The sequence below is a fragment of the Nonomuraea sp. NPDC054003 genome, assembly GCF_055585125.1.
In genome coordinates this window covers 139,913-164,406 of sequence record NZ_JBVJKR010000013.1, presented here as the reverse complement: position 1 = coordinate 164,406, position 24,494 = coordinate 139,913, and the positions used below count along the sequence as shown (strand labels likewise).

Below are 24,494 nucleotides of genomic sequence, written 5' to 3'. Positions count from 1 at the left end.
TGGATCACAAGAGTTTTGACTCACCCGAGTCAGGCAAGGTCCCGGGACGCGGCGCAGGCGCCGATCGTCGACCGCGCGCGACGTCACTCGACCGGATGCTGCCCGAGTCCGCGGTCGCGGGCGCGCGCGACGAGCGCCGCACGGTCGCGTGCCTGGAGCTTGGCGAGGATGGCGGCGACGTGGTTGCGCACGGTCTTCTCGGAGAGGACGAGCCTGGCCGCGATCCCGTGGTTGCCGAGCCCCGCCGCCACGAGGCCGAGCACCTCGTGCTCGCGATCGGTGAGCTCGGGGAAGACCTTGCCCGCGGCGGTGAGCGGCCGTGTCGCGTACGCGGCGATCCGGCGGCCGACCTCTCCGCCGAACACGGTGCCGCCGGCGGCGACCACGAGGACGGCGCGGGTGATCTCCTCGCGCTCCGCGCCCTTGAGCAGGTAGCCGCGAGCGCCGGCGCGTACCGCGGCGAGCAGCCGCTCGTCGTCGGCGTGCATCGTCAGCACGAGCACCCCGAGGTCGGGGAAGCGGTCGGTCAGCGTGGCGAGGGCACTGAGCCCGTCGACCCCGGGCATCTCCAGGTCGGTGAGCGCGACCTCGGGCGACAGTTCCTCCACGAGCCGGACCAGCTCCGCGCCGTCAGCGGCCTCGCCGACGACGTCGACGTCGGGTGAGGAGGCCAGCGCCGCGCGCAGGCCGAAGCGGAACATCGGATGGTCGTCGGCGACGACCAGACGTACCGGGGCGCTCATGCGATCCGCACCGCCATCGGCACCCTCAGCGTCACCGTGGTGCCCGCGTCCGACGAGCTGATCGCGACCTCGCCGCCGAGCTCGCGGGCGCGTGCCCGCATCGAGGCCAGGCCGATCCCGCCGCGCGGCGGCCGGGACGGGTCGAATCCCGCGCCGTCGTCGCGCACGTCGACCACGAGGTTGTCGCCCTCGTCGCCTCGCACGCACACGTCGAGCTGTCTGGCGCCGGCGTGGCGGACGGCGTTGGTCACCGCCTCGGTCACGACCCGGTAGGCCGTCTGCTCCACCCTCGGCGGCAGCGCGGGCAGCGGACCGACCTCCACGCTGACCGGCAGGGTCGCGGCCACCGAGACGACCCCGCGCCGGATCGCCTCGGCGAAGCCGCGCTCCTCGATCGCCGCCGGCCGCAGGTCGTCGAGGATGCGACGCACCTCCGACACGGTCACGGCCACCTCGGCGCGGAGCACCCCGGTGATCTGCAGCGCGGTCGTCGCGCTGGACGCCCGGATCGCGTCCTCCAGTCCGGCGAGCCCCAGTCCCATCCCCGTCAGGGCGGGCCCGAGCCCGTCGTGCAGCTCGTGGCGGAGCCGTTCGCGCTCCCGCGTGCGGGCGTCCATCGCGGCATCACGCTGCGCTTCCAGCTGTTCGGCCAGGCCTCGCGCGTGGAGCACGGCGGCCACCTGGGCGGCCAGCGCGGCGAGCATCCGTTCCTCGCGCCGTGCGAACCCCTCCTCCGGCCACCTCGGCACCACCTCCAGCACGCCGAGCGGCATGCCGCCGACCGCCAGGGTGGCGCTGAACGCCGTGGCGGGAAACTCGGCGTCGGGCCGCAGGTCGCCGCTGCACGCGATCACTGATCGGGAGGCGTCGCGGATCCGGGCGCCGGGGGCGCCGACCGACCGCCGCACGGCCGCGAGTACCGCGGTGAGCAGTTCGCCGTCGGTGTCGGCCGGCGCGCCGACGTGCGTGCCGATCTCGGCCACGATCCGCACCGGATCCGCCCGTGGTGACGCGTCGATGCCCAGCAGGCGATAGCGCAGCACCGCGACCGCGATCGCCGCCGGCAGCAGGTAAAGGCTCGTGACCTGGGCGACCTGGGCGGCCAGGCTGTCGCCGAGCAGGTTCACCACGATGATGAGGATGACGATGCCGAGCGGCCACGCGAGCTGCTGGCGTCGCGGCGCGGCCGACCTGGCCCACCTGACGATCGCGAGCACCCAGATCGTCGCCGCACCGGCCAGGTACACGACGAAGGACACCGCGCCGAGCGGGCCGTCCGACGGCTGCCCCGCGAGCCAGTGCAGCTGGATGAGCACCGCCCCGAGGGCGACCACGCCCACCGGCCACCACCAGGCGCGTCCGGGCGGGCGCCCGGTGGGGAAGAACGCGGGCAGCGTGCCCAGCATCGCCATGATGCTCCATCCGCCCACCAGGGTGAGGACCAGCCCGGGAACGCGTGCCGTCCAGTCGCCTGCGGCCGCCGCGGGGCCGAGCCAGCCGGCCGCGGCGAAACGCCTCCTCGGTCAGCGAGAGCTGGGTCATGGTCCCGACGACGAGGAGGAGCCAGCCGATCGCGTTGGCGGGGCGGAGCCAGGCCAGGAGCGCACCGGCGACGGACCACCCGACACCGACGAGCGTGCCCGCCAGCGCCAGCGCGAGAGGGAGCCGTATGTCATGGGCGGCCGCGGCGAACCCCTCGGCCGCCGCGCCCGCCAGGCCGGCCACGCCGACGAGCACGGCGACCGCACCGACGGCGGCTCTCGGGACCCACATGGGATCAGTCTGGGGCCCGCGCGCCCGGGACGCCACGGGCCGGTGTCCCGTCCGGCCGGGCACATCGCCCGGGTCGACGGGTTCCCTCGCCCTGTCCCGGGACGCCTCCGCGCCGCGACGCTGGCCGAGGACGACCCAGTCCACCAGCTCGTGATCCGGAGGAGATCCATGTCCCTGTCCGCCGAAGCGTTTCCGCCCGCGCCCGCGCGAGTCCGTCGCCACATCGTGTTCCGCGTCGTCGTCGCCGCGATCGCGCTGCTGCTCATCGTCGGATTCGGCGTGTGGCAGTCGATCCTCACGCCGTGGGTGAGCCTCGCCGACACCACGGACCACGGCTGGACCCGCACGCCCGAACTGCACCGGACGGCCGACACCGTGAGCGCCGCCGTCATGGGCGCGGTCGGCGCCGCGGGCATCGTCCTCGCCGTACTGCCGCGCCGGCGGTCGGCGCTCACCGCCTGGTTCGTCGCGATGGTCGCGGCGATGGGCATCACCAGCGTGGTCTCGTCGGTCATCCAGGGGCACGACCTGGTCGACGCCGCGATCTTCGCGGTCGGATGGCTCGCGCTGCTCGTCGTGCCGACCGCGCTCCTCGCCCCCGACCGCCGCAGCCTGCCCGCGGGCGGCGTCGCGTCGGAGGACCGGCCGCGCGGGCCGCTCCTCGCGGCACTCTGGGCGCTCGTCGTCGCGGGAGCCCTCATCGCGGTCGGCGCGATCGTCTGGCGGCTCGCCGGCGGCATCGTCGAGAACCCGCGCGAGGACGACGTCGTCGGCTTCGCGCTGTTCGGCCTCGCGTTCGCGCTCGGCGGGGCGCAGTGCCTCCGCGCCCGCGAGAGCTGGCGCACGCTCGCGATCATTTTGGCCGCGGTGACGGCGTACACCGTCGTGGCGGGGGTGTCGCTCGCGCTCGGCTGACGCGTACCGAAACCGGCGGCTTGGGCGCACGCGCGGCTCCTCGACCCGCACAGGCCGAGTCCGGGCAGCTCAGGAACCCTGCGCCACGCCTGCTGAGCTGGTCGAACTCGTATGGACGCGACCGCGTACGCAACTTTCCCCGCGTCGGCGGCATCCCATGGAACATGCGATTTCGTACGTCACTCGCGGCACTTACCCTCACCTGCTTGACGGCGACCGCCCAGCCTGCGGCCGCCGAAGCACCGGCCACAATCGCTTACGCGCAGCGGACGCAGACCTGGGAAGTGGTGCTGACCAGTGGGAAGGTGGTGAAGGTGCCGGAGGCGCTCGCCGTAGCGCCCAAGGACGCGGTCAACAGTGGGGAGCGCGCGCCGTTCCTGATCAGCGGGGACGGGCGGCACATCTTCTACTACCGGAAGAAGGACGGCCTGTTCGTGGCGCGGACCGTGCACGGCAAGGAGCGGGTGGTCGCCAAGATCACGGCGTATGCCATCGGTGAGGAGTGGCCGATCGTGTCCTATGACGGCAGCTATGTGGTCACCGGGACCTCGGGACCGGGCCTGGGCGTCCTCGTGGACCTGCGCGAGCGCAAGGCGATGGGGCCGCCGGAGAAGACCGACGCGTGGGACCTGCCCAGGTTCAGCCCGGACAGCAAGCGGCTGCTGCTGGGCGGGGAGCAGAGCGTCGTGTTCGACCGGGCGCTGCGGTCCCGCCTGCGGCTGAAGACGCGGCTGACGCCGAGCGCGCTGGCGGAGGACTACACCACCTCGGCCGTCCTGGTCGGCAAGGCCGGCAAGTATCGCAAGGTGCGCCTGCTGAACCTGCGCACTGGCCGCGCGGGCGCCGTGGTGAGGGTGAAACTGCCGCGCGGGCAGTACATCGACGACATCGACTTCGACAGGTCCGGGCGGTTGGTCGTGCGATCGAAGACCGCGACCGGAGTGGCGGTCTACCAGGTCTCGCGCAAGACGGGCGCGGTGAAGCCGCTGAAGGAGATCAAGCGGCCCGATGCGGCTTTTTGGGTGCTCCCGGACGACTCCGCCTACGAGTCGTGGACGGAGAGGAAGTGAGCGACCCGGGTCCTTGAGCTCATGCGGGCGTGCCCGCCACCGTGCCGGGATTGTTCGCTCAGGCCCGTCCGTAACCCGGCGACGAGCCCGTGACCAGCCCCCCTCAGGCGGCGTAAGCGATCAACTCTCGCCCCTTCTGAGTGAGAATGTCTGAGCTGACGTGGCGCGGAGCGCCTGAGGGCGAAGCCCCATGGCGCCGGAGGTGCCTTGTGGAACGCCTGAGCTGGAACGCGCGGAGCGCCCGCTGGGCGAAGCCCTTTGGGCGCCGCGGGCGCCGGGGTTGCGCCGGAGGCGCCTCAGAAGAACGGCTCAGCTGCGACTCTGGTCCAGGGGTCAGGCCTTGGATGCCGCTTCACGGATGCGGGTGGCGTAGTCACGCCAGTAAGGGTCGCCCGGCTCAGGGAAGGACGTGTCGCCCGGGTGGCGCCCACCTGAGCCGTCGATGAGCTCCCTGATGATGTCGGCGTGGCCGGCGTGCCGGGACGTCTCCTGGATCATGCGGACCACCAGCTGCCGCAGCGACGCCTCTCTGCGCCCCTCCGGCCACCACGGGACGGTGCCGACGGCGGCGAGGTCGAGGGCCTCGATGGTCTCGTCGGCGTGGGTGCAGGCGCGGCGGTAGAGGCCGGTGAGGTAGTCGGTGGTCTCGCCTTCGGCCGCCCACATGTCGGCGCCGTCCCAGATGGTGCCGTCGTCGTGCCATGACATCCGCTCCGGCGCGGGCCGCCCGAACACCTCGCCCAGATAGCCGTACTCCAGGCCGGCCAGGTGTTTGACCAGGCCGAGCAGGTTGGTGCCCGAGGGCACCATGGGCATCCGCATGTCGGCGTCGCTCAGCCCGTCGAGCTTGAACAGCATCGCGTCGCGTACCTCTTGGAGGCTCGCGCGCAGGATCTCCTTCTCGGTCACCCTCCACACCGTACGAGACGCCACCGACAGATGAGAGTGCCCTCATCTGTCGCTCACTGACCGCTCACCACGGGACGAAAGGCTTTTAACCAGTACGAACGAGAAAGAGGACTGACATGAAGAAGATCTCCCTGGTTCTGGCCGGCGCCCTGCTCGGCTCCGTGTTCGCCGCCGCTCCCGCGTACGCGGACGACCGGACGTGCCGGGGCGTCATCCGCGCGGTGTCCGTCGGCGGCGACATCAAGGTGCCCAAGGGCGAGAAGTGCACGCTCGTCGGTACGAAGGTGGACGGCAACGTCAAGGTGGGCGAGGGCGCCACCCTTGTAGCGCGCGGCATCCGGGTGGACGGCGACATCCAGGCCGAGGAGGCGCGGCGCGTGTCGGTGACCAAGGGCTCGAAGGTGGACGGCAACATCCAGGTCAAGGAGAGCGGGACCGTCACCGTCAACTCGACCCGGGTGGACGGCGACATCCAGATCGAGGAGAACCGCGGCCGGGTCAAGATCTACAAGAACAAGGTCGGCGGCAACCTCCAGTGCGAGGAGAACCGCCCCGCGCCCACCGGCAAGGGCAACCGTGTGGAGGGCGACAAGGAAGGCCAGTGCCGGCGTTTCTAACAGCTCCATTGCGGAGGGATTACCCCGGTCAAGACAGCGTTTTGGTAGTCAATAACCCGGGTAAGGGCGTCTTTAGCTTCTGAGCACCAATTATTTCAGGAGCCCCAGATGTCTCGCATCACGCTCACGGCCGCCGCACAGGATTTCCTTCGCGCCGACGAAGTGGTCTTCTTCGATTGGCACGTCACGGGCCTCTGCTGCGCCGACGCCGGGGAGTTCTCAGTCAGGCCGTTGCGGCGGTCCCGGTTGCCGCGAAGGGCCCGGAAGCTGGGGACCGATCTGGTGTACGCCCACCCCTCCGCCTGGGTGCATCTAGTCGAGCTGCCCGTGACGATCGACTGCCGTCCGCTGTGGCGCTGGCGGCGCTTCACCACCGATCTGCCACCGGACGCCGGACTCCGCTGCTGCCTGGGCCGTCCCATATATGGGAGGTAATCGGTGAAGGTGCGCTCCATCATCATCTGGACAGCGGTCGCCTTGATAGGCGCCGCCGGCTGGGGCGTGCTCGCCCTGTCCAGGGGTGAGAACGTCAACGCGGTCTGGTTGCTCGCCGCCGCACTCGGCTCGTACGCCATCGCCTACCGCTTCTACGCCCGGTTCATCCAGCGCAAGGTCCTCCGCACCGACGACCGGCGGGCGACGCCCGCCGAACGGCTCGACAACGGCATCGACTACCAGCCCACCGACCGGCGGATCCTGTTCGGTCATCACTTCGCCGCCATCGCCGGGGCGGGCCCGCTGGTCGGGCCGGTGCTGGCGGCCCAGATGGGCTACCTGCCCGGCACCATCTGGATCGTGGCCGGCGTGATCTTCGCCGGGGCGGTGCAGGACATGGTGATCCTGTTCTTCTCCATGCGCCGCAACGGGCGCAGCCTCGGTCAGATGGCCCGCGACGAGATCGGGCCGGTCGGCGGGGTGGCGGCGCTGATCGCGGTCTTCGCCATCATGATCATTCTGCTGGCGGTGCTGGCGCTGGTCGTGGTGAACGCGCTGGCGCAGTCGCCGTGGGGCGTGTTCTCGATCGCGATGACGATCCCGATCGCCCTGTTCATGGGCTTCTACCTGCGGGTGCTCCGGCCGGGCAAGGTCGTGGAGGTCTCGGTCATCGGCGTCGCGCTGCTGATCCTCGCCATCGTCGCCGGCGGGTGGGTGCAGGACTCGAGCTGGGCCGGGGTCTTCACGCTGAGCCCTTCGGCGCTGGCGCTGTGGCTGATCGCGTACGGGTTCATCGCGGCGGTGCTGCCGGTGTGGATGCTGCTCGCGCCGCGCGACTACCTGTCGACGTTCATGAAGATCGGCACGATCGCGCTGATGGCGGTCGGCATCCTGGTCACGATGCCGGCGATGCAGAACACCGCGTTCACCGAGTTCGCGTTCAACGGCAAGGGGCCGGTGTTCGCCGGGTCGCTGTTCCCGTTCGTGTTCATCATCATCGCCTGCGGCGCGCTGTCCGGGTTCCACGCGCTGATCTCCTCCGGCACGACCCCGAAGATGATCCAGAAGGAGTCCCAGGTACGGATGATCGGCTACGGCTCCATGCTGATGGAGTCGTTCGTGGCGGTCATGGCCATCGCCGCGGCCTCCATCCTGAGCCCCGGCCTCTACTTCGCGATGAACTCGCCCGCGGGAGTGCTCGGCGCCACGGTCCAGACGGCGTCCGAGGCGGTCACCAACATGGGCTTCGTCATCACGCCGCAGGAACTCCAGGCGGCCGCGGCGGCGGTCCAGGAGGAGACCCTGATCGCCCGTACCGGAGGAGCGCCCACGCTGGCCGTCGGCATCTCGGAGATCTTCTCCGGGTTCCTCGGCGGCGCCGCGCTGAAGGCCTTCTGGTACCACTTCGCGATCATGTTCGAGGCGCTGTTCATCCTCACCACGGTCGACGCCGGCACCCGCGTGGGCCGGTTCATGCTGCAGGACACGCTGGGCAACGTGTGGAAGCCGATGCGCAAGGTCAGCTGGTGGCCGGGGCTCCTCGCGACCAGCGCGATCGTGGTGGGGGCCTGGGGCTACTTCCTCTACCAGGGCGTCAACGATCCGCTGGGCGGCATCAACCAGCTCTTCCCGCTGTTCGGCATCGCCAACCAGTTGCTCGCGGCGGTGGCGCTCACCGTCGCCACCACGCTGCTGATCAAGAGCGGGCGGCTGAAATGGGCCTGGGTGACCGGTGTCCCGCTGGCGTGGGACGTCGCGGTCACGCTGACGGCGAGCTACCAGAAGGTGTTCTCGCCCGACCCCGGCCTCGGGTTCTTCGCCCAGCGCGACCGCTACCAGACCGCACTCGACCAGGGAGAGGTCCTGGCCCCGGCCAAGTCGATCGGCGACATGGAACGGGTCGTCTTCAACTCCACCGTCGACGGCGTCCTGGCCGCGCTGTTCGCGATCCTCATCATCATCGTGATCGTGGACGCCGCACGGGTCTGGATCGTCGCGATCCGCTCCCGGGCGCCGCTGCCCGACACGGAGGCCCCGTACGAGGAGTCGAAGATCGTGGCGCCGGCCGGGCTCATCGCGACGCGTGAGGAGCGCGAGCTGATGGCCGGCGCGGCCGGTCCTCCGAAGGGAGACTGACGCGGGGCGGGCAGGGCGGGCGCCTTTCCCGGCGGCGACCCGCCCTGCCGGTCCGGTCAGGCCAGCAGCCCGGCTATCTCGGCGATGGTGGCCCGCTGATTCTTGATCATCTCTTTCGCCAGGCGCAGGGTCGGCTGGTGTCTGCCCTGGTCGAGCACCTTCTCGGCCATCTCGGTGCCGGAGGCCAGGTGTCTCGACAGCACCGTCAGCCAGGACTTGTCGAACTCCACGCCCGACATCCCTTCCAGCACCTTGATCTGCTCGGCCGACAGCATGCCGGGCATGGAGTGCGCGACCTTCGCGTCGTCCGGCGGCACCTTCCGCTTCCACTCGCGCAGCCAGGACGCCATCTTGTCGATGTCGGCCTGCTCCAGGGCGATCAGCCTCCCGCCCAGATCCTGCACGTACAGGTTGTCCGCCCGGCCCTCCGCCAGTCCGGCGAGCTGGATGGTCTGCCGGTGGTGTGGGATCATCTCCTGGGAGAACCGGATGTCGGCCTCCCCGTACGCGGCCTGCGCGGCGGGCAGCGGTTCTCCGGTGGCGGGCGCGCACGCGGCGGACGCGGGCACGCACAGGGCCAAGGCGGCGATCAGCAGGCGGGTCCGCACCCGCATCAGCTCCCCTCGATGGTTCGATCACTCCGAGGTACGCGCCGGTTGCGGAGAAAGTTCACGATTGGTTCTGAGCCCTCGGTGGATCCAGTCGTACGCGACGGCCATGGGTGAGGGCTCGGGGTCGAGGCCCCGTACGGCCGCGACCAGCTCCCAGTAGCGCGCGGCGCGCGGATCGTGCCGGTCGAAGGCGCGCAGGACCTCGTCGCGGTCGCCGCCCATGACGGCGAGGGCGCGTTCGAGCACCGGGACCGCTTCGGGCGCGGCGGGCGAGACCCCCGCCTCGACCGCCCGCAGCGCCTCCTCCGCCATGGCCGCGCTCTCCCGCTGCCACGTCCCATGGTCGTACGGGCGGTCCCAGAAGTCCGCGGACGTCTCCCGCAGGTTGCGCCGGAACCCGTCGTCGGCCAGCAGGTCCATCAGCTCCAGCCACGCGTCGAGCTGGGCGGCCGTGGGGTCCTCGGGCAGCTCGGGGGCCATGCACGCGCGCATGTCCGCCAGCCACTCCCGCTGGGCGGGGCTGCCGCCCACGTCGTCGATGAACGTGTCCAGCAGCGTCTCCATCTCGGCCGCGCCCAGCCGCCCGAGGGTGTGCAGCCGGCGCAGGTCCTCGTCGGCGGGGTCGTCCTTGGCGAGGGTGGCGCGCAGCACGGCCCGGGTCCGCTGCAGCGCGGTGAGCTGGGTCTCCACGGCCCGCAGGTGAAGGGCGAGCACGTCCTTGAGCCCGCGCCGCCCCAGCGAGCGGATCGTGGCCAGGTCGACGCCGATCTCCCGCAGGGTGCGTACGAGCTCCAGGTGGACGCGGTGCTCGTCGGTGTAGCGGCGGTAGCCCGAGGGGGTGCGGCCGGGCGCGGGCAGCACGCCCTCGTCGGAGTAGAACCGGATGGTCTTGACGGAGAGACCGGTCAGCTGCGCCAGCTTGCCGATCGAATAATCCATTTGAGTCTCCTGTTACGGGAGACTTTAGCTTAGCCCGCATGGCGAAGAACAAGGTGACCAGGGTCGTCACCATGCACCTGAACGCGGGCGAGGCCGGCCCGGCGACCGTCGGCAAGGACCTCGGCCCGCTCGGCATCAACCTCATGCAGTTCTGCAAGCAGTACAACGAGCTGACCGCCGGCCGGCGCGGCTACGTGATACCGGCCGTGGTCACGGTCTACGAGGACCGGGCCTTCGACATCACCGTCAAGCAGCCCACCACGGCCTCGCTGATCCGCCAGGTGACCGGGCTGAACGGCGGCAGCCCCCGCCCCGGCCACCAGAGCGGCGGCGTCGTCACCACGGCCCAGCTCAGGCAGGTGGCCGAGGCCAAACTGCCCGACCTCAACACCGACGACCTCGACCAGGCGGTCAAGATCGTGGCGGGCACGGCCAGGTCCATGGGGCTGGACGTCAAGGACTGATTGTCGTCCCCGGCGGTTATCGTGGGCGGGGTGACCGGCGATGAGACGCGCGACGAGGTGCGGCTGACCAATCTCGACCAGCCGCTGTTCGACGGGGCTGACGCGACCAAGCGTGATCTGGTCGACTACCTCGACGCGGTACGCGACCGCATCCTGCCCGCGCTGCGCGGGCGGGCGCTGTCGGTCATGCGGGTGCGGCCGGGGCAGGCGCCCTTCATGCAGAAGAACCTCCCCAAGTACGCCCCCTCGTGGATCCGCACGGTGACCATCTGGGCGGAGGCGTCGCACCGCCAGGTCTCCTACGCGCTCTGCGACGACCGGCGGACGCTGCTCTGGTTCGCCAACCAGCGGGCCGTCGAATACCACCCCGCCCTGCTCGTCGGCGACCACTTCACGCACCTGGTGCTCGACCTCGACCCGCCGGAGGGCGGCGACTTCTCGCTGGTGGTGCGGGCCGCCGGGCTGATCAGGGAGGCGCTCGCCCAGGCCGGGCTGTCCGGGGCGGTCAAGACCTCCGGGGCCAAGGGCCTGCACGTGTTCGTGCCGGTCGTGGCCGGGATCTCCATGGAGGACCTGGCCGCGGCCACCCGGGCCGTCGCCGCGCGGGCCGAGCGGCTCGACCCCGCCCTGGCCACCACCGCGTTCATCAGGGAAGACCGCCAGGGCAAGGTGTTCCTCGACTCGACCAGGGCCGGCGGGGCCACCGTGGTGGCCGCCTACAGCCCGCGGATCAGGCCCGGGACGCCCGTCTCGTTCCCGGTCGGGTGGGACGAGCTCGACCGGGTGACGCCACGCGACTTCACCATCAGGACCGCCCCCGGCCTGCTCGGCGACGGCGACCCGTGGGCCGCTGGGCTGCCTTCGCCGCAGTCGCTGCCCGCCGACCTGATCGAGGAGGGCCACACCATCCCGGTCGCCCGCGTCCAGGCCATGCACGAGGGCAAACGCCGGGCCGCCCGCGCCCGGCGCGGCGAGTGATCAGCCGTCCAGGACGCGCGCCAGCTCGCCGCTCGACGTGACGCGGACGAACCTCAGGTGCCCGTACGCCGGATCCACGGCGGCCTTCGCGTACCGCTCGCGGTATTCGTCATGCTTCACCCACGCCCAGCGCAGGATCGACTCGTCCTTCGTGAACAGGAACCGGAACCTCTCCCGGTTTCCGTTCCACAACTCCGCCCCGGTGGCCATCCGGCGCAGCGTCCTGGCCGTGAGCCTGCGCATCACCGTGGCCCTCGGCGGATCCACCCAGACCACGGTGTCACTGCGCGACCACACCAGCTCCCGCACGGCCGAGTAGTTCCCGTCGACCACCCACCCGTCGCCCGCGGTGAACGCGTCGACCTCGGCCCGGAACTCGTCCACGGGGCGCGGGGTCCAGCCCGGCATGTGGAAGATCGAGTCCAGCTCCAGCCACGGCACACCCAGCCTCCCGGCCAGCTCCGCCGCCACCGTCGACTTGCCCGACCCGGAGTTGCCCACGACAGAGATGCGACGCACCGGAAGAATGTACTCCCATCCCCGGCTCCCCCGCTTCACCAGCCCACGGCCCAAATGGTCTTCACTCGTCAGGCGCTCCGCGCCCTCACAGCTCAGACGTCTCCTTGAGGCGCCTCCGGCGCAAACCCCGCGCCTTCGGCGCCCTCGCGCGTGCCGCGGGCCGCCGGAATCAGAGCGAGCCGGGTAAGCCCGTCTTCCGACGGCTCCCCATCAAGGGTCCGCGCGCGTTCGTCGAATCCCACGGCCGACAGGGCACGCGAAGGCGCCGCAGGCGCTGGGGTTGCGCCGCAGGCGCCTCATCGGAGCGCCTGAGCTGAGACGGCGCGGAGCGCCTGGGGGCGAAGCCCTTGTGTACGCCTCGATTCGGTTCGGATGTATGTGACCGGCCGGGTCCACGTGTCACATGGTCAGAGCACGATGCACGGGAAGCCTGGATCACCCGTTCCCGGCTCTGCACGCGTTGGGCACGTGCCGACACAGGACCGGGACTCTGCTCTTCGCGTCGAGGAGCACCCGGGCACCGAGCGGCTCGTCAAGCTCGATCACGCCCTGGCCGGACATACCCACACCGGCACAGAAGCCGAGTTGACGCGGCCCGTGGACGTCGAACCCCAGGACCACCACGTCCGGCTCCTCACGAACTCTCAACCTGACGTCCCTCGGCTTTCCTGTGCATGAGCCGTACTCGTAGCTCACCAGCAGCGTGCGCTCGTCCAGCGCCTCGACGGCCCTGACATCGCCGATCAGGCTGCCGACCGCGCCCTCGATGGTCCCGACCGCTTCCTGGTCGACCGCCACCTGATCGATCGGGCCAGGCAGATCCGAGAAGTACAGCCGCCAGGCGGGCACGGTCGCCATGCCGCGCAGGGTCTTCAGCCGCATGGTGGTGAAGGTGGCGCCGGTCAAGTGATATGTCTCGTCCTCGGGGAAGTTCGTCTCCGTTCCCCAAGGAGAGACGGTCAGGAGCGCCTCTCGCGCACCTATCACCGGAGCCCGCATGGTGGCCCCGTCATCCCAGCGGATCTGCGTCTCAGGCGGCGTGGCGGGAAGCGGGCCGGCTACGACCCAGCCGTACTCCTCATCCTGCCGGATCCGCTCGACCACCCTCGGCGGTATAGCGGCAAGGTCCTCAAGCGGGACGAAACCCTCGCGCCAGATATCGGCCGCGCCGCTGGTACGCCAGGTCCACACGGCGCGTGCGGCGTGATCTTCGAACGCGAGCGGTCCGGTCAGGAGATGACCGCCGCTGAGCACCAGCACCGCCGCCAGGAGTGTGGTGGCCAATCGCAGCATTCAGCGATCTTGACAGAGTGTCGCTTCCCACGTCGGCAACATGATTCATTACTTTAAGTGATTCTCATGTCACAATAAGTGGCATGCCGTCTCCCCCACACGACGCCCTCATCCAAATGATCAGTGAACGTCCCCAACTGGCCGTGGACATCCTGCGCGACCTCATGGGCGTCGACGTGCCCGTCACCCCGCTGATCCGTGTGGAGGACAGCACGTTCAACACTCGGCCCTCCGGCGACTTCGAGGCCGACCTGGTCCTCGTCATGGGCCCGCCCCAGAGCCCCGCCCACGCCATCATCGTGGAGATCCAGCAAGACAAGTCCAAGGCACCCCACCAACTCGCCCGCTACGCCGCCGCGCTGTGGCTGCTGCTCGGCTGCGACGTCACCGTCCTGGTGATCTGCCCCGACCGTGCGGCCGCCGCCTACTACGTCCAGCCGATCGACTCCGGCCTGACCGGATACCGCCTCCAGGCCCACGTGCTGGGACCGGACGACATCCCCGCCATCACCGACCCCCACCAGGCCGCCGCCCAGCCCGGACTGGCGGCCATGGTCCACGGCCGCGCCCGAGATCCGGCGCCTCCTGGAGGAGATCATGAAATCCACCACCTGGCCCGTCTACAGCCCTTTCGCGCGCGAACACTTCGGCCGCGGCCTCGAAGAAGGCCAAGCCCGAGGCAAAGTCGAGGGCAAAGCCGAAGGTAAGGCAGAAGGCAAGGCTGAAGAGGCCGCACGCCTGGTGCTGCTGCTCCTGGAAACCCGCGGCCTCGACATCCCGGACGACCCCCGGCCCGCATCACCGCCTGCGCCGACCTCGACCAGCTCGAAACCTGGGCCACCCGGGCCATCACCGTCCAGACCCTCGACGACCTGTTCGACTGACCCGGCAGGCGTCACCGGTAGACCGCGAACACCTTGTTCGAGTTGAACACCTCGGTCTCCACGAACGCCGACCACTGCGGCGCCGGCCGGCCGAGCGCCTCCATGGCCGCCACCAGGGGGAACCAGTTGAGCAGCTCGTGCTGCCCCGCCGCCTCGACGTCGGCCAGCGTGGTGGCGCGCCACACGTCCAGGTCGCCCTTGACGAGGGCCTCGTACAGGCGGGCGTCGGCGGGCGTGTCGGGCCACATCCGCCAGGTGCGGTCGCACAGGAAGGCGTGCGACCAGCTGGAGGAGGCGAGCAGCGCGATCCGCCACGGCGACTCGGCGCAGAGCCGCGCCACCTCCGCCCCGACCTGCATCAGCCGGGCGGGCGACGGCGACGGCGGGTCCAGCTCGCGCTTGTCCCCGATCTCGCTCATGAAGCCGCGGTAGCTGACGACCCGCCGGCCGTAGCAGTTGATCGGGAACGGGATGACCGGGTAGTCGAAGCCGGTGCGGTGGTAGTCCAGATAGAGGATGGCGTTCAGGAACGCGTGCGGCAGCCCCGGATGGTGCGCCTGCTTGTAGGCGTAGGCCACGTCGACGCCGCGTTCCAGCAGCCCGGAGGCGAGATGCCGGGCGATGTCGGGCCGGCCGCGCACCCGGAAGGTGGTGTCGTACGGTTCGTCCCACACGTTCGGCTTGCCCTGCATGTCCGCCGAGTAGCCGGCCTGCGCCCAAGGCCGGAGCTCCAGGTCGGGGTAGGCGAGCACCGCGTAGGGCGGGATGAGGTCCTCGTGGAAGTTCTCGTACTGGTCGTCGCCCCAGATCAGGACGGCGTCGGGATTGAAGTCGTCGATAGCGGCCCGTACCTGCTCGAAGCCCTTGATCAGAGCCTCGCGGTGCTCCGCGGCACCGGTGGCGCCGCCGTCGTCGCCCCACTCGCGGCGGGCGTTCGCGGTCCAGTTGGCGGGGTCCTTCACCTCGGCGGGGATGCCGGGGTCGGCCATGGTGCGCCGTAAGAGGCCGGCCATGTCCGCGTCCGTGCCGCTGAACGGAGGGTAGTGCGTGACGCCGACGCCCAGGACTTCGCCCATTCCGGGCCCTCCAGGATTTCGAAGTGGATCTGTATTATCATCCACCATAAATATCTACGTTTCGAATAACCAGGGGGCCGCGTGGCCGAAGAGCCCGGTTTCCAGGACGTCGAGTGGCAGGTCGCCCGCGCGGCGGACGAGCACGGCCCGGAGTTCGACCCCGACCTGCTGAAGCTCACCCTCACCCTCTACCGCGCGATGTCGTCGTTCGACCGGGCCGGCACCGCCGAGCTGGCGCCCCACGGGCTGACAGTAAGCCAGCTCAACATCCTCACCGTCCTGCACCGCGCCGACCGGCCGCTCAACATGGGCGAGCTGGCCCAGGCCATCTCGGTGCGCCCGGCCAACCTGACGAGCGTGGTCGACGGGCTGGTGGCGCGGTCGTACGTGGAGCGGCGGGTCAACCCCGGCGACCGCCGCTCGTTCCTGGTGGCCAACACGGAGGCGGGCGAGCGGTTCCTGGCGGGGTTCCTGCCGTCCCACTGGCGCTACCTGGACGCGATCGCCTGGCAGCTCAGCGGCGACGAGCGCCGCACGCTCACCGCGCTGCTGGCCAAGCTGCGCGGGTCCATCGAGACCGCCCAGGTGGTGGCGCCGTGACCGTCGACGTCCACACGCACGCGATCCCGCGCGACCTGCCGCGCCTGTCCGAGAGGTACGCGGGAGCCTGGCCCGGCCTGCGGGCCACCGGACCGTGCACGGCCGACCTCCAGTTGGGCGGCCGGTTCTTCCGCGCCCTCGACGACCGCTGCTGGGACACCGGGCGGCGGCTCGCCGACATGGCGGCCGAAGGCGTGACCTCCCAGGTGGTGTCCCCGATCCCGGTCACGTTCGGCTACGGACTCCCGGTCGACGGCGCGATCGAGCTCTCCCGCGCGCAGAACGAGTGGATCGCCGGTCTCGTCGCCGCCGAGCCCCGCCGCTTCACCGGGCTCGGCACGGTGCCGCTGCAGGAGCCGGACGTCGCCGCCGCCATGGTCGGCGAGTGCGTCGACGGGCTCGGGCTGGCCGGCGTCGAGATCGGCACCAACGTCGACGGCCGCCCGCTCGACGACCGGGCGCTGGACGTCTTCTACGCGGCCGTCGCCGAACGCGACGCGGTGCTGTTCGTGCACCCCTGGCAGGTGCTGGGCGCCGACCGGCTCGGCGCGCACGGGCTGCTGTACGCGGTCGGCATGCCGGCCGAGACCGCCGCCGCGGCCGCCACGCTTATCCTCGGCGGCGTCCTGGACCGGCACCCGGGCCTGCGGGTCGTGCTCGCGCACGGCGGCGGCGCGCTGCTCGCCATGCTGCCGCGTATCGAACGGTGCGTGGCCATGCTCCCCGGCGTCCGGGCGCCCGAACGACCGGTGCGGGAGTATCTGCGCCGGTTCTGGTACGACTCGCTCGTCTACGACCCCGGCACACTCCGCACGCTCGTCGAGACCGTCGGCGCCGACCGCGTCATGGTCGGCACCGACTACCCCTTCCCCATCGCCGAACGCCCCGCCGGAGCCGCCCTGGCCCCGGCCGGCCTCGCCCCCGACCAGGAACGTGCGGTCCGCACCGGGACCGCCGCCGACCTCTTCCCAGGTGGTGTCCATGCCTCTCGTTGAAGTCACACTCATCCAGGGCCGTCCGGCCGAGAGCATCCGCGCGCTGATCTCCAACGTCACCGAGGCCGTCGTCGCCTCCGTCGGCTCACCCAAGGAGAGCGTCCGCGTGATCGTACGGGAGATCCCGCCGACCCACTGGGCCGCGGGCGACGTCACGATCGCCGAGAGGGGGCCGCGCTCATGACCGGCTTCTACGGTCACGTCATCGACGGCGAGGAGACCGGATCCCTCGACGGGCGGCGGATGCCCAGCGTCGACCCGTGGACGCGGGAACCGTGGGCCGAGGTCGCGCTCGGCGGGGCCGACGACGCCGCGCGGGCGGTAGCGGCGGCCCGGCGGGCGTTCGACGAGGGGCCGTGGCCCCGGATGGGGTTCGCCGAGCGCGGCAGGCTCCTGCACCGGCTCGCCGACCTCGTCGAGGAGCACCGCGCCGAGCTGAGCCTGGCCGACACCCGCGACATGGGCAAACCGGTCGCCCAGAGCGGCCACGACGTGCTGCGCGCCGCCGCCAACCTCCGCTTCTTCGCCGACCACGCCCGCCTGTCGACCGGGCAGGCGCTGCCGATGGACTCCGGCCACCACGCCTACACCCGCTACGAGCCCGCCGGCGTCGCCGCCGCCATCGCGCCGTGGAACTTCCCGCTCATGCTGGAGTCGTGGAAGATCGCCCCCGCGCTGGCCTGGGGCAACACGGTCGTGCTCAAGCCCGCCGAGGACACCCCGGTCTCCGCCACGCTCCTGGCCAGGCTCGCGCTCGAAGCCGGGCTGCCGCCGGGCGTGCTCAACGTCGTGCACGGCTACGGCCCCGACTCCGCCGGCCAGGCGCTCACCGAGGACCCGCGGGTCGACCGCGTCACGTTCACCGGCGAGTCCGCGACCGGCCGCGCCATCACCCGCGCCGCCGCCGCCAACCTCACCCCGGTCAGCCTGGAGCTCGGCGGCAAGGGCGCCAACCTGGTGTTCGCCGACGCCGACCTCGACAACGCCGTCCACTGGTCCGCCGAGGCGATTTTCCGCAACGCCGGCCAGGTGTGCCTGGCCGGCAGCAGGCTCTACGTCGAGCGGGCCGTCTACGGCGAGTTCCTGGACCGGTTCGTCAAGAAGGCCGAGTCGCTCCGCACCGGCGACCCCAAGGACCCGGCCACCGAACTCGGCCCGCTCGCCAGCGAGTCCCACTTCGCCAAGGTCCGCTCGTACGTCGAGAACGCGCCCGGCACGATGCTGACCGGCGGGCTCGGCGACGGCTGGTCGGTCCGGCCGACCGTGCTCGCGGACGTCGACCCGTCCGCCCGCCACTGGCGCGAGGAGATCTTCGGCCCGGTGGTCGTCGTCCAGCCCTTCGACACCGAGGCCGAGGCCGTCACCGCGGCCAACGCGACCCGCTACGGGCTGAACGCCATGCTGTTCACCGAGAACGTCAACCGCGCCCACCGCGTCTCGGCGGCGCTCCGCGCGGGCACGGTCTGGCTCAACTGCTTCTTCATCAGAGACCTACGGGCCCCGTTCGGCGGCGTCGGCGACTCGGGCATCGGCCGGGAGGGCGGCGACTTCAGCCGCGAGTTCTTCACCGAGCCGAAGGCGGTGGTCATGCAGATCGCGGACGCGTGATCGCGGGCGCCTATCTCGGCGAGATGCTCGTACGCAACCACGGGTGGCGCTGGCGGTACGACACCGACCGGCAGGCCGCCACCGTGGAGAGTCCCGACGGGCGGTGGGCCGGCTACCCGCACGACAAGGTCGCCAAGCGCGTCCGCAAGGGCGACCGTCACGACCTCGCGGTCTTCTACGCCTTCGCCGGCACCGGCGAGGCGCCCCCCGGCACCGAGGCGCGCGAGGTCAGGCCGCCGTGGTGGCGGCGCGGTTGATCGGGAAGCGGCCTCGCGGAGTTGTCGGAGGGCGGCGGTAGCCTCGCGGGCATGGGTGAGCCAGAAGCATCGGATCTGCTGGAGCAGCACCGGGTCGCCCTGACGGGTTACTGCTACCGGATGCTCGGGTCGCCGTTCGAGGCGGAGGACGCGGTGCAGGAGACCCTGGTGCGCGCCTGGCGGAGTCTCGACCGGTTCGACGAGAGCCGTGCGCCGATGCGGTCGTGGCTCTACGCCATCGCCACCAACGTCTGTCTCGACCTGCTGCGGGGCGCGCGGCGCCGGGCCCGGGCGATCGACCTCGGCCCGTCCGCGCAGGCCGGGCCCGACCTCGGTGAGCCGCTCCCCCACAGCGCGTTCGTCGAGCCGGTCCCCGACGCCCGCGTGCTGCCTGCCGGCGGCGATCCGGCGGAGCTGGCCGCGCGGCGTGACACGATCCGGCTGGCGTTCGTCGCCGCGCTGCAGCAACTGCCGCCCCGGCAGCGGGCGGTGCTGATCCTGCGCGACGTGCTGTGCTGCAGAGCTGACGAGGTCGCCCGGCTGCTCGACACCTCCGTCGCGTCCGTCACCAGCGCGCTGCAACGCGCCCGGTCGAAGCTGCGGGCCGCCTCCGTGAGCCCCGACGAGCCCCACCCTCCGCTCGACCAGGCGCAGCGGCGGCTCCTCGCCCGTTACTGCGACGCCTTCGAGCGGTACGACATCGAGGCCATGGTGGCGCTGCTGCACGAGGACGTCGTCATGTCGATGCCGCCGTTCCCGTGGTGGCTGCGCGGGCGGGCGGAGATCCGCCGGACGCTGCTCGCCGCCGGGCACCCCTGCGCGGGCGCACGCCTCGTGCCGACCGCGGCCAACGGCTCGCCCGCGTTCGCCCAGTATCTGCCGGGACCTGACGGCAGGCTTGAGCGGTTCGCGCTCGTGACCCTCACCCTGTCCGGCGGGCTGATCACGGAGGTGACGACCCACCTCGACGCCGACCGGCTGTTCCCGCTGTTCGGCCTGCCCGGTGTGCTGGAGCGATGAGTTTCCGCCCTCCGCGCCGTATGACCTGTGTACCCCGGTGACGGTCACCGGGGCGGCGACGAAGGGACGACCCGATGGCGGGCTATGTGGCTGTGAACGGCGTGCGCACCTGGTACGACGAGCGCGGCGAAGGGGAGCCGCTGGTGCTGCTGCACGGCGGTTTCTCCGACAGCAGGGACTTCCACGGCAACCTCGGCGCGCTGGCCGGCCGTTTCCGGGTGCTGCTGCCCGAACGCCGCGGCCACGGTCACACGGCCGACGTGCCGGGGCCGATCACGGTCGAGTTGATGGCGCAGGACACCATCGCGTTCCTGGACGAGGTCGTCGGCGGGCCGGTGCGGCTCGTCGGCTACAGCGCCGGTGCGACCGTGGCGCTGTGGGTGGCCGTGCGCCGCCCCGACCTCGTCGACCGGCTTGTCCTGATCAGTGGCGCCTTCGACATGGAGGGCATGATCGTGCGGCCCTCCGGTGAGGGGCCGCTGCCTCCGCCCCTGGTGGAGGCGTACGCGGAGGTCTCCCCTGACGGCGCCGACCATCTTCCGGTGGTGGTGGCCAAGATCGTGCGGGCGGTGGCCGAGGAACGCGGGCTGAAGCCGGCTGATCTCGGTGCCGTGACCTGTCCGGCGCTGGTCATGGCCGCCGACGACGACATCGTGACGCTGGAGCACACCGTGGAGCTGTACCGGAGCCTGCCCGACGGCTATCTGACCGTCGTCCCCGGCACGTCCCACACCCTCCTCCAGGAGAAGCCCGACTGGTGCACCAGAGTGGTCGAGGACTTCCTGGCCACCGGCCCCCAGCCCACCTGGATGCCTCTCCGAAGGTCACCGGCAAGCCCCAGCTGATCTCCCGTACCGACGCCACCCTGGGCAGCCGCTAAACCGCTTTTTCCGCGTCGGGGGCCGTTGGTAGGGTGCCCGGGTTGCACCGCTTGGGGAGGATGGCTCGCGACGATGCAGACAGCAGATGCCACGCGTGCGGTGGCCGCGGCCACGTCGGTCGCCTCGTCACTCGGCCTGACGGCGGACGACGCGATCGTTCTGCACGACTCGAACGCGCTCACCCTGCGTCTGCTGCCCTGTGACGTCGTGGCCCGGGTGGCGCCCGTGGCGCAGCCGGTCGCGCGGTTCGAGGTCGAGCTCGCGCAACGGCTCGTCGAGGCAGGGTGCCCGGTGGCCGCGCTCGACCCCCGGGTGGAGCCACGCGTCCATGAGCGTGACGGTTTGATGGTCACGCTGTGGACCTACCACGAACCCGTGTCACGCCGGGAGATCCCACCGGCCGACTACGCCGACGCGCTCGGGCGGCTGCATGCCGGCATGCGCAAGCTCGACGTCCCGGCGCCGCACTTCACGGACCGGGTCGAGCAGGCTCAGCGGCTCGTGGCGAGCCGCGACCGTACTCCGGCGCTCGCCGACGCCGACCGGGAGCTGCTCGCCGGCACGCTGAGCAGCCTGAAACGGGCGATCGGCGAACGCGGCGGCGCCGAGCAGCTGCTGCACGGCGAGCCGCACCCGGGCAACGTGCTCACCACGAGGAACGGCCTGCTGTTCGTCGACCTCGAGACGTGCTGCCGCGGACCTGTCGAGTTCGACCTCGCCCACGCGCCCGAAGAGGTCGGCGAGCACTACCCGGGTGTCGACCAGGACTTGCTGCGCGAGTGCCGGATCCTCATGCTGGCGATGATCACAACCTGGCGCTGGGATCGGGGCGACCAGCTCCCCGACGGACGCCGGCTGGGCACGGAGTGGCTCGGACAGATCCGCGCGGCGCTCGCGTGAGTCAGAAGGCCCCGCTGTAGGCGTTGAGTGCGGGCTGGCCGCCGAGGTGGGCGAACAGGACGTTGGAATCCTTGGGGATGTCGCCGTTCCGTACGAGGTCGATGAGCCCGGCCATGGACTTGCCCTCGTAGACGGGGTCGAGGATCACCCCTTCCAGGTTCCCGGTGAGCCGGATGGCGTCGGTCGTTGACCGTACGGGAACGCCGTAGAGGTCGCCCGCCCACCCCTGCAGCAGCGTGATCTCGTCGTCGCGCAGGTCGCGGCCCAGGCCGATCAGCTCGGCGGTGGCGCGGGCGATCTTCTCCACCTGGGCCCGCGTCTCGGCGGGCTTGGCGGAGGCGTCGATGCCCAGGACGCGGCGCGGGCGGTCCTGACCGGCGAAACCGGCGATCATCCCGGCCTGGGTGCTGCCGGTCACGCTGCACACCACGATGGTGTCGAAGAAGACGCCCAGCTCGCGCTCCTGCTGCCGCACCTCGTACGCCCAGTTGGCGAAGCCGAGCCCGCCGAGCGGATGGTCGGAGGCGCCCGCCGGGATGGCGTACGGGGTGCCGCCCGAGGATCGGACGCCTTCGATGGCGTCGGTCCAGCTGTCCTTGTAGCCGATGCCGAAGTCGGCCTCGACGAGCCGGACCTGCGCGCCCATGATCCTCGACAGCAGGATGTTGCCCACCTTGTCGTTGACCGCGTCGGGCCAGTCGACCCAGCTCTCCTGTACGAGGACGGCCTTCAGCCCGAGCTTGGCCGCCACCGCCGCGACCTGCCTGGTGTGGTTGGACTGCACGCCGCCGATGGTCACCAGCGTGTCGGCGCCCTGCCGGAGCGCATCGGGGATCAGGTACTCCAGCTTGCGGGTCTTGTTGCCGCCGAAGGCCAGGCCGCTGTTGCAGTCTTCGCGCTTGGCCCAGATCCGCGCCCCGCCCAGGTGGTCGCTGAGCCGCTCCAGGGGGTGGACGGGGCTGGGGCCGAAGGTCAGGGGGTAGCGCTCGAAGTCGTCGATGGACACGCCGCAGCTCCTCGGGTTGGCGATGTGCAATATATTGCATGCATCATTCGGCCAACTGTCAAGAGCGGTCTCACTCCCGCAGGATGGCCCACAGCAGGTAGACGACGCACAGGAGCCCGGGAACGGCCAGGAAGAGGACGATGACGGCGGGCAGTTCCGCCCAGCCCACCAGGCAACTCAAGCTCACCGAACTCACCAGGCCGATCATGGCGACGGATCGGTACCGGTCCTGTCCTGGTTCAGTCACTGTCTCGTCCTTTCGGGGGGCGGATCGGGTCAGAGCAGGCGCCTGATCTCGCCGTACGCGCGGTAGAAACCGCCGCGGCCGGCGAGCGCACTCCCTCGATCAGGTAGCGGGCGCCCGCTTCGCGGATGTCCTTCGGGAACTGTACGTTCCACGACTCGTAGCCGGGGCTGACCACGCGGACCCGGAGCCGCTCGCCGTCCCTGACGCACTCCACCACCACGCCGTCGCCCCCGCCGGAGGTCTCCAGGACCACCTCGTGCACGGCCCCCAGCACCGTGGAGGGCTCGACGACCTCCAGCGACGCCGCCGCCTTGACGTCCAGAGGCTGCGGCACGTCGCCCGCGCGGGCCGCCGCGATGGCCGCCTCACCGGCTGGTGACGATGTAGAGCCGGTCGTCCAGGAACTGCATGGAGAACGCCGAGCCGCAGCCCGTGGCGAGCTTCCACAGCCGTTCGCCTGAGGCGTCGAAGCAGTAGACCGAGGACTGGTTGTCGCCCGCGAAGACGTGACGCCCGCCCGGCGAGGTCGCGCAGGAGTAGACGGCGCCGTCGCACTGGTAGACCGCCTCCACCCGGCCGTCCCCCTTGGCCAGGCGGTGCACGGTGCGGCGGGCCGTGCCTGCGTAGATCCAGAAGTCGTCGGCCACGATGCACTTGACGCCGTCGGGCAGCCGGAAGCGGCCGGTCACGGTGCCGGAGTGGGTGACGGTGCAGACGTCGCCGCGCTGGTTGCCGACCCAGCAGCGCTCGCCCTCCACGAAGATGCCGAACGCGGGCGCGCCGCTGTCGAAGCGCCACAGGACCGGCGCCTGCCGGGCGGTCGAGCGGGTGCTGGTGATGGCGCGGCGGGTCACGGCCCGGTGCTGCCGCACCCCGCGCACGGCGGGCGCGTAGCCCTTGCGGGTCTTCTCGCCGATCTTCTTCGCCGCGGTGGGGAAGGCGGTGACCTTCGTCTGGCCGGCCTTCATGTCCGTGCTTCTCCAGACTCGCCGGGCTTGATCAATGCCTGGAGACTAGAGCACCTGGGCGACAGAAACGGCGACGACGTCAGTCGGTGTCCGGGACGTAGGTCAGGTTGAGAACCCCGGTCTGGAACGTCTGGGACTCGACCAGCTTGAGCGGGTGGGTCGGGGTGTCCTCGAACAGCCGCTGACCACGGCCGACGACGATCGGGTGGACGAGCAGCTTCAGCTCGTCGAGCAGCCCGTTCGCGAGAAGCCACCGCACGGTCGTCGCGGAGCCGGACATCTGGATGTCGCCGTCGAGCCGCTCCTTGAGGTCGCGGAGCCCGGCCGCGACGTCGCCGCCGATGACCGTGGTGTTGTTCCAGTCGGCCTTCTCCAGGGTGCTCGACACGACGTACTTGGGGGCGGCGTTGAAAAGCGCGGCGATCTCCTGGTCCTGGTCGGTCGTGGTCCAGTAGGCCGACGACTCCTCGTACAGCTTGCGGCCCATCAGCATCGCCGCCTGGCTCTGCAGGCCCGCCTGGACCACGGCGCCCATCTCGTCGTTCCAGTACGGGAAGTGCCACTGGTCCGGCGACTCCACCACGCCGTCCAGCGAGATGAAGAAGTTGGAAATGATCTTCGCCATGACTCTGCTCCTCTGTCGTTCGGAT

General features: G+C 71.0%; 28 protein-coding genes. 15 read left to right on the top strand and 13 right to left on the bottom strand.

Annotated features, from left to right (window positions below):
- Window positions 1-83: 83 nt before the first annotated feature.
- Window positions 84-743: a response regulator gene (locus ACZ6YG_RS31455; RefSeq protein ID WP_148036636.1), complete on the bottom strand. Its 660-nt coding sequence runs from the start codon at window positions 741-743 to the stop codon at window positions 84-86.
- On the bottom strand, window positions 740-2,155 hold the full coding sequence (locus ACZ6YG_RS31450; RefSeq protein WP_466020006.1) for a sensor histidine kinase: 1,416 nt from the start codon (window positions 2,153-2,155) through the stop codon (window positions 740-742). Before ACZ6YG_RS31450 ends, ACZ6YG_RS31455 begins: the two co-directional genes overlap by 4 nt.
- A gap of 262 nt (window positions 2,156-2,417) precedes the next feature.
- On the opposite strand from ACZ6YG_RS31450, the gene ACZ6YG_RS31445 reads away from it, so the two are divergent.
- Both ACZ6YG_RS31445 and ACZ6YG_RS31440 read left to right on the top strand, forming a co-directional pair.
- Window positions 2,418-3,431: a hypothetical protein gene (locus ACZ6YG_RS31445; protein WP_466020005.1), complete on the top strand. Its 1,014-nt coding sequence runs from the start codon at window positions 2,418-2,420 to the stop codon at window positions 3,429-3,431.
- 206 nt (window positions 3,432-3,637) lie between these two features.
- On the top strand, window positions 3,638-4,501 hold the full coding sequence (locus ACZ6YG_RS31440) for a TolB-like translocation protein (protein WP_466020004.1): 864 nt from the start codon (window positions 3,638-3,640) through the stop codon (window positions 4,499-4,501).
- Between the two features lie 333 nt (window positions 4,502-4,834).
- On the opposite strand, the gene ACZ6YG_RS31435 is transcribed toward ACZ6YG_RS31440, so the two are convergent.
- Window positions 4,835-5,410, bottom strand: coding sequence for a DinB family protein (locus tag ACZ6YG_RS31435; RefSeq protein ID WP_222709286.1), 576 nt, complete (start codon window positions 5,408-5,410; stop codon window positions 4,835-4,837).
- Between the two features lie 116 nt (window positions 5,411-5,526).
- Here ACZ6YG_RS31435 and ACZ6YG_RS31430 point away from each other — a divergent pair, with 116 nt between their 5' ends.
- Both ACZ6YG_RS31430 and ACZ6YG_RS31425 read left to right on the top strand, forming a co-directional pair.
- The gene (locus tag ACZ6YG_RS31430) at window positions 5,527-6,027 is read left to right on the top strand and encodes a bactofilin family protein (RefSeq protein ID WP_466020003.1); all 501 of its coding nucleotides are present in this window, start codon (window positions 5,527-5,529) and stop codon (window positions 6,025-6,027) included.
- A gap of 438 nt (window positions 6,028-6,465) precedes the next feature.
- Entirely contained in the window at window positions 6,466-8,598 is a 2,133-nt protein-coding gene (locus tag ACZ6YG_RS31425) for a carbon starvation CstA family protein (RefSeq protein WP_148036631.1), read from the top strand.
- Between the two features lie 56 nt (window positions 8,599-8,654).
- Here the strand turns inward: ACZ6YG_RS31425 and ACZ6YG_RS31420 are convergent, their stop codons facing one another.
- Together ACZ6YG_RS31420 and ACZ6YG_RS31415 are read right to left on the bottom strand one after the other, a co-directional pair.
- Entirely contained in the window at window positions 8,655-9,212 is a 558-nt protein-coding gene (locus ACZ6YG_RS31420) for a DUF305 domain-containing protein (protein WP_364232970.1), read from the bottom strand.
- Window positions 9,213-9,233: 21 nt separating this feature from the next.
- On the bottom strand, window positions 9,234-10,148 hold the full coding sequence (locus ACZ6YG_RS31415) for a helix-turn-helix domain-containing protein (RefSeq protein WP_364232967.1): 915 nt from the start codon (window positions 10,146-10,148) through the stop codon (window positions 9,234-9,236).
- Window positions 10,149-10,186: 38 nt separating this feature from the next.
- On the opposite strand from ACZ6YG_RS31415, the gene rplK reads away from it, so the two are divergent.
- Together rplK and ACZ6YG_RS31405 are read left to right on the top strand one after the other, a co-directional pair.
- Entirely contained in the window at window positions 10,187-10,612 is a 426-nt protein-coding gene (rplK, locus tag ACZ6YG_RS31410) for a 50S ribosomal protein L11 (protein ID WP_219546123.1), read from the top strand.
- Between the two features lie 30 nt (window positions 10,613-10,642).
- Window positions 10,643-11,590: a DNA polymerase domain-containing protein gene (locus tag ACZ6YG_RS31405; RefSeq protein ID WP_466020002.1), complete on the top strand. Its 948-nt coding sequence runs from the start codon at window positions 10,643-10,645 to the stop codon at window positions 11,588-11,590.
- On the opposite strand, the gene ACZ6YG_RS31400 is transcribed toward ACZ6YG_RS31405, so the two are convergent.
- Together ACZ6YG_RS31400 and ACZ6YG_RS31395 are read right to left on the bottom strand one after the other, a co-directional pair.
- A complete protein-coding gene (locus tag ACZ6YG_RS31400) occupies window positions 11,591-12,109 on the bottom strand; it encodes a P-loop NTPase family protein (protein ID WP_466020001.1) in 519 nt (172 codons plus the stop codon). It lies immediately after the preceding gene.
- Window positions 12,110-12,544: 435 nt separating this feature from the next.
- Complete coding sequence (locus tag ACZ6YG_RS31395) at window positions 12,545-13,369, bottom strand: hypothetical protein (protein WP_466020000.1); 825 nt, start codon at window positions 13,367-13,369, stop codon at window positions 12,545-12,547.
- Between the two features lie 149 nt (window positions 13,370-13,518).
- Here ACZ6YG_RS31395 and ACZ6YG_RS31390 point away from each other — a divergent pair, with 149 nt between their 5' ends.
- Window positions 13,519-14,109 (top strand): hypothetical protein, encoded by a 591-nt coding sequence (locus tag ACZ6YG_RS31390; protein ID WP_466019999.1) that lies wholly within the window; start codon window positions 13,519-13,521, stop codon window positions 14,107-14,109.
- A 188-nt stretch (window positions 14,110-14,297) separates the two neighbouring features.
- Here ACZ6YG_RS31390 and ACZ6YG_RS31385 read toward each other — a convergent pair whose 3' ends face one another.
- Window positions 14,298-15,362, bottom strand: coding sequence for a class III extradiol ring-cleavage dioxygenase family protein (locus ACZ6YG_RS31385; RefSeq protein ID WP_148036625.1), 1,065 nt, complete (start codon window positions 15,360-15,362; stop codon window positions 14,298-14,300).
- Window positions 15,363-15,443: 81 nt separating this feature from the next.
- On the opposite strand from ACZ6YG_RS31385, the gene ACZ6YG_RS31380 reads away from it, so the two are divergent.
- The 8 genes from ACZ6YG_RS31380 to ACZ6YG_RS31345 all read left to right on the top strand — a co-directional run bounded on the left by ACZ6YG_RS31380 (window position 15,444) and on the right by ACZ6YG_RS31345 (window position 21,623).
- Window positions 15,444-15,962: a MarR family winged helix-turn-helix transcriptional regulator gene (locus ACZ6YG_RS31380; protein WP_219546115.1), complete on the top strand. Its 519-nt coding sequence runs from the start codon at window positions 15,444-15,446 to the stop codon at window positions 15,960-15,962.
- Entirely contained in the window at window positions 15,959-16,957 is a 999-nt protein-coding gene (locus ACZ6YG_RS31375) for an amidohydrolase family protein (RefSeq protein WP_148036624.1), read from the top strand. The genes ACZ6YG_RS31380 and ACZ6YG_RS31375 overlap by 4 nt, the downstream gene beginning before the upstream one ends.
- Entirely contained in the window at window positions 16,944-17,141 is a 198-nt protein-coding gene (locus ACZ6YG_RS31370) for a 2-hydroxymuconate tautomerase (protein ID WP_271275197.1), read from the top strand. Before ACZ6YG_RS31375 ends, ACZ6YG_RS31370 begins: the two co-directional genes overlap by 14 nt.
- Window positions 17,138-18,565: an aldehyde dehydrogenase gene (locus tag ACZ6YG_RS31365; RefSeq protein WP_397199640.1), complete on the top strand. Its 1,428-nt coding sequence runs from the start codon at window positions 17,138-17,140 to the stop codon at window positions 18,563-18,565. Before ACZ6YG_RS31370 ends, ACZ6YG_RS31365 begins: the two co-directional genes overlap by 4 nt.
- Window positions 18,562-18,822, top strand: a complete 261-nt coding sequence (locus tag ACZ6YG_RS31360) for a hypothetical protein (protein WP_466019998.1) — start codon at window positions 18,562-18,564, stop codon at window positions 18,820-18,822. Before ACZ6YG_RS31365 ends, ACZ6YG_RS31360 begins: the two co-directional genes overlap by 4 nt.
- A gap of 51 nt (window positions 18,823-18,873) precedes the next feature.
- A complete protein-coding gene (locus ACZ6YG_RS31355; protein ID WP_466019997.1) occupies window positions 18,874-19,842 on the top strand; it encodes a sigma-70 family RNA polymerase sigma factor in 969 nt (322 codons plus the stop codon).
- 74 nt (window positions 19,843-19,916) lie between these two features.
- Window positions 19,917-20,687: an alpha/beta fold hydrolase gene (locus ACZ6YG_RS31350; protein ID WP_466019996.1), complete on the top strand. Its 771-nt coding sequence runs from the start codon at window positions 19,917-19,919 to the stop codon at window positions 20,685-20,687.
- 108 nt (window positions 20,688-20,795) lie between these two features.
- The gene (locus tag ACZ6YG_RS31345) at window positions 20,796-21,623 is read left to right on the top strand and encodes a phosphotransferase enzyme family protein (protein WP_466019995.1); all 828 of its coding nucleotides are present in this window, start codon (window positions 20,796-20,798) and stop codon (window positions 21,621-21,623) included.
- A gap of 1 nt (window position 21,624) precedes the next feature.
- On the opposite strand, the gene ACZ6YG_RS31340 is transcribed toward ACZ6YG_RS31345, so the two are convergent.
- From ACZ6YG_RS31340 to ACZ6YG_RS31320, 5 genes are all read right to left on the bottom strand, one after another.
- On the bottom strand, window positions 21,625-22,629 hold the full coding sequence (locus ACZ6YG_RS31340; protein WP_466019994.1) for a 1-aminocyclopropane-1-carboxylate deaminase: 1,005 nt from the start codon (window positions 22,627-22,629) through the stop codon (window positions 21,625-21,627).
- 70 nt (window positions 22,630-22,699) lie between these two features.
- Complete coding sequence (locus ACZ6YG_RS31335) at window positions 22,700-22,876, bottom strand: hypothetical protein (RefSeq protein ID WP_187281605.1); 177 nt, start codon at window positions 22,874-22,876, stop codon at window positions 22,700-22,702.
- Window positions 22,869-23,210 (bottom strand): hypothetical protein, encoded by a 342-nt coding sequence (locus ACZ6YG_RS31330; protein WP_466019993.1) that lies wholly within the window; start codon window positions 23,208-23,210, stop codon window positions 22,869-22,871. The genes ACZ6YG_RS31335 and ACZ6YG_RS31330 overlap by 8 nt, the downstream gene beginning before the upstream one ends.
- 31 nt (window positions 23,211-23,241) lie before the next feature.
- A complete protein-coding gene (locus ACZ6YG_RS31325; protein ID WP_466019992.1) occupies window positions 23,242-23,844 on the bottom strand; it encodes a hypothetical protein in 603 nt (200 codons plus the stop codon).
- A gap of 79 nt (window positions 23,845-23,923) precedes the next feature.
- On the bottom strand, window positions 23,924-24,469 hold the full coding sequence (locus ACZ6YG_RS31320) for a dihydrofolate reductase family protein (protein WP_397199645.1): 546 nt from the start codon (window positions 24,467-24,469) through the stop codon (window positions 23,924-23,926).
- Window positions 24,470-24,494: the final 25 nt, after the last annotated feature.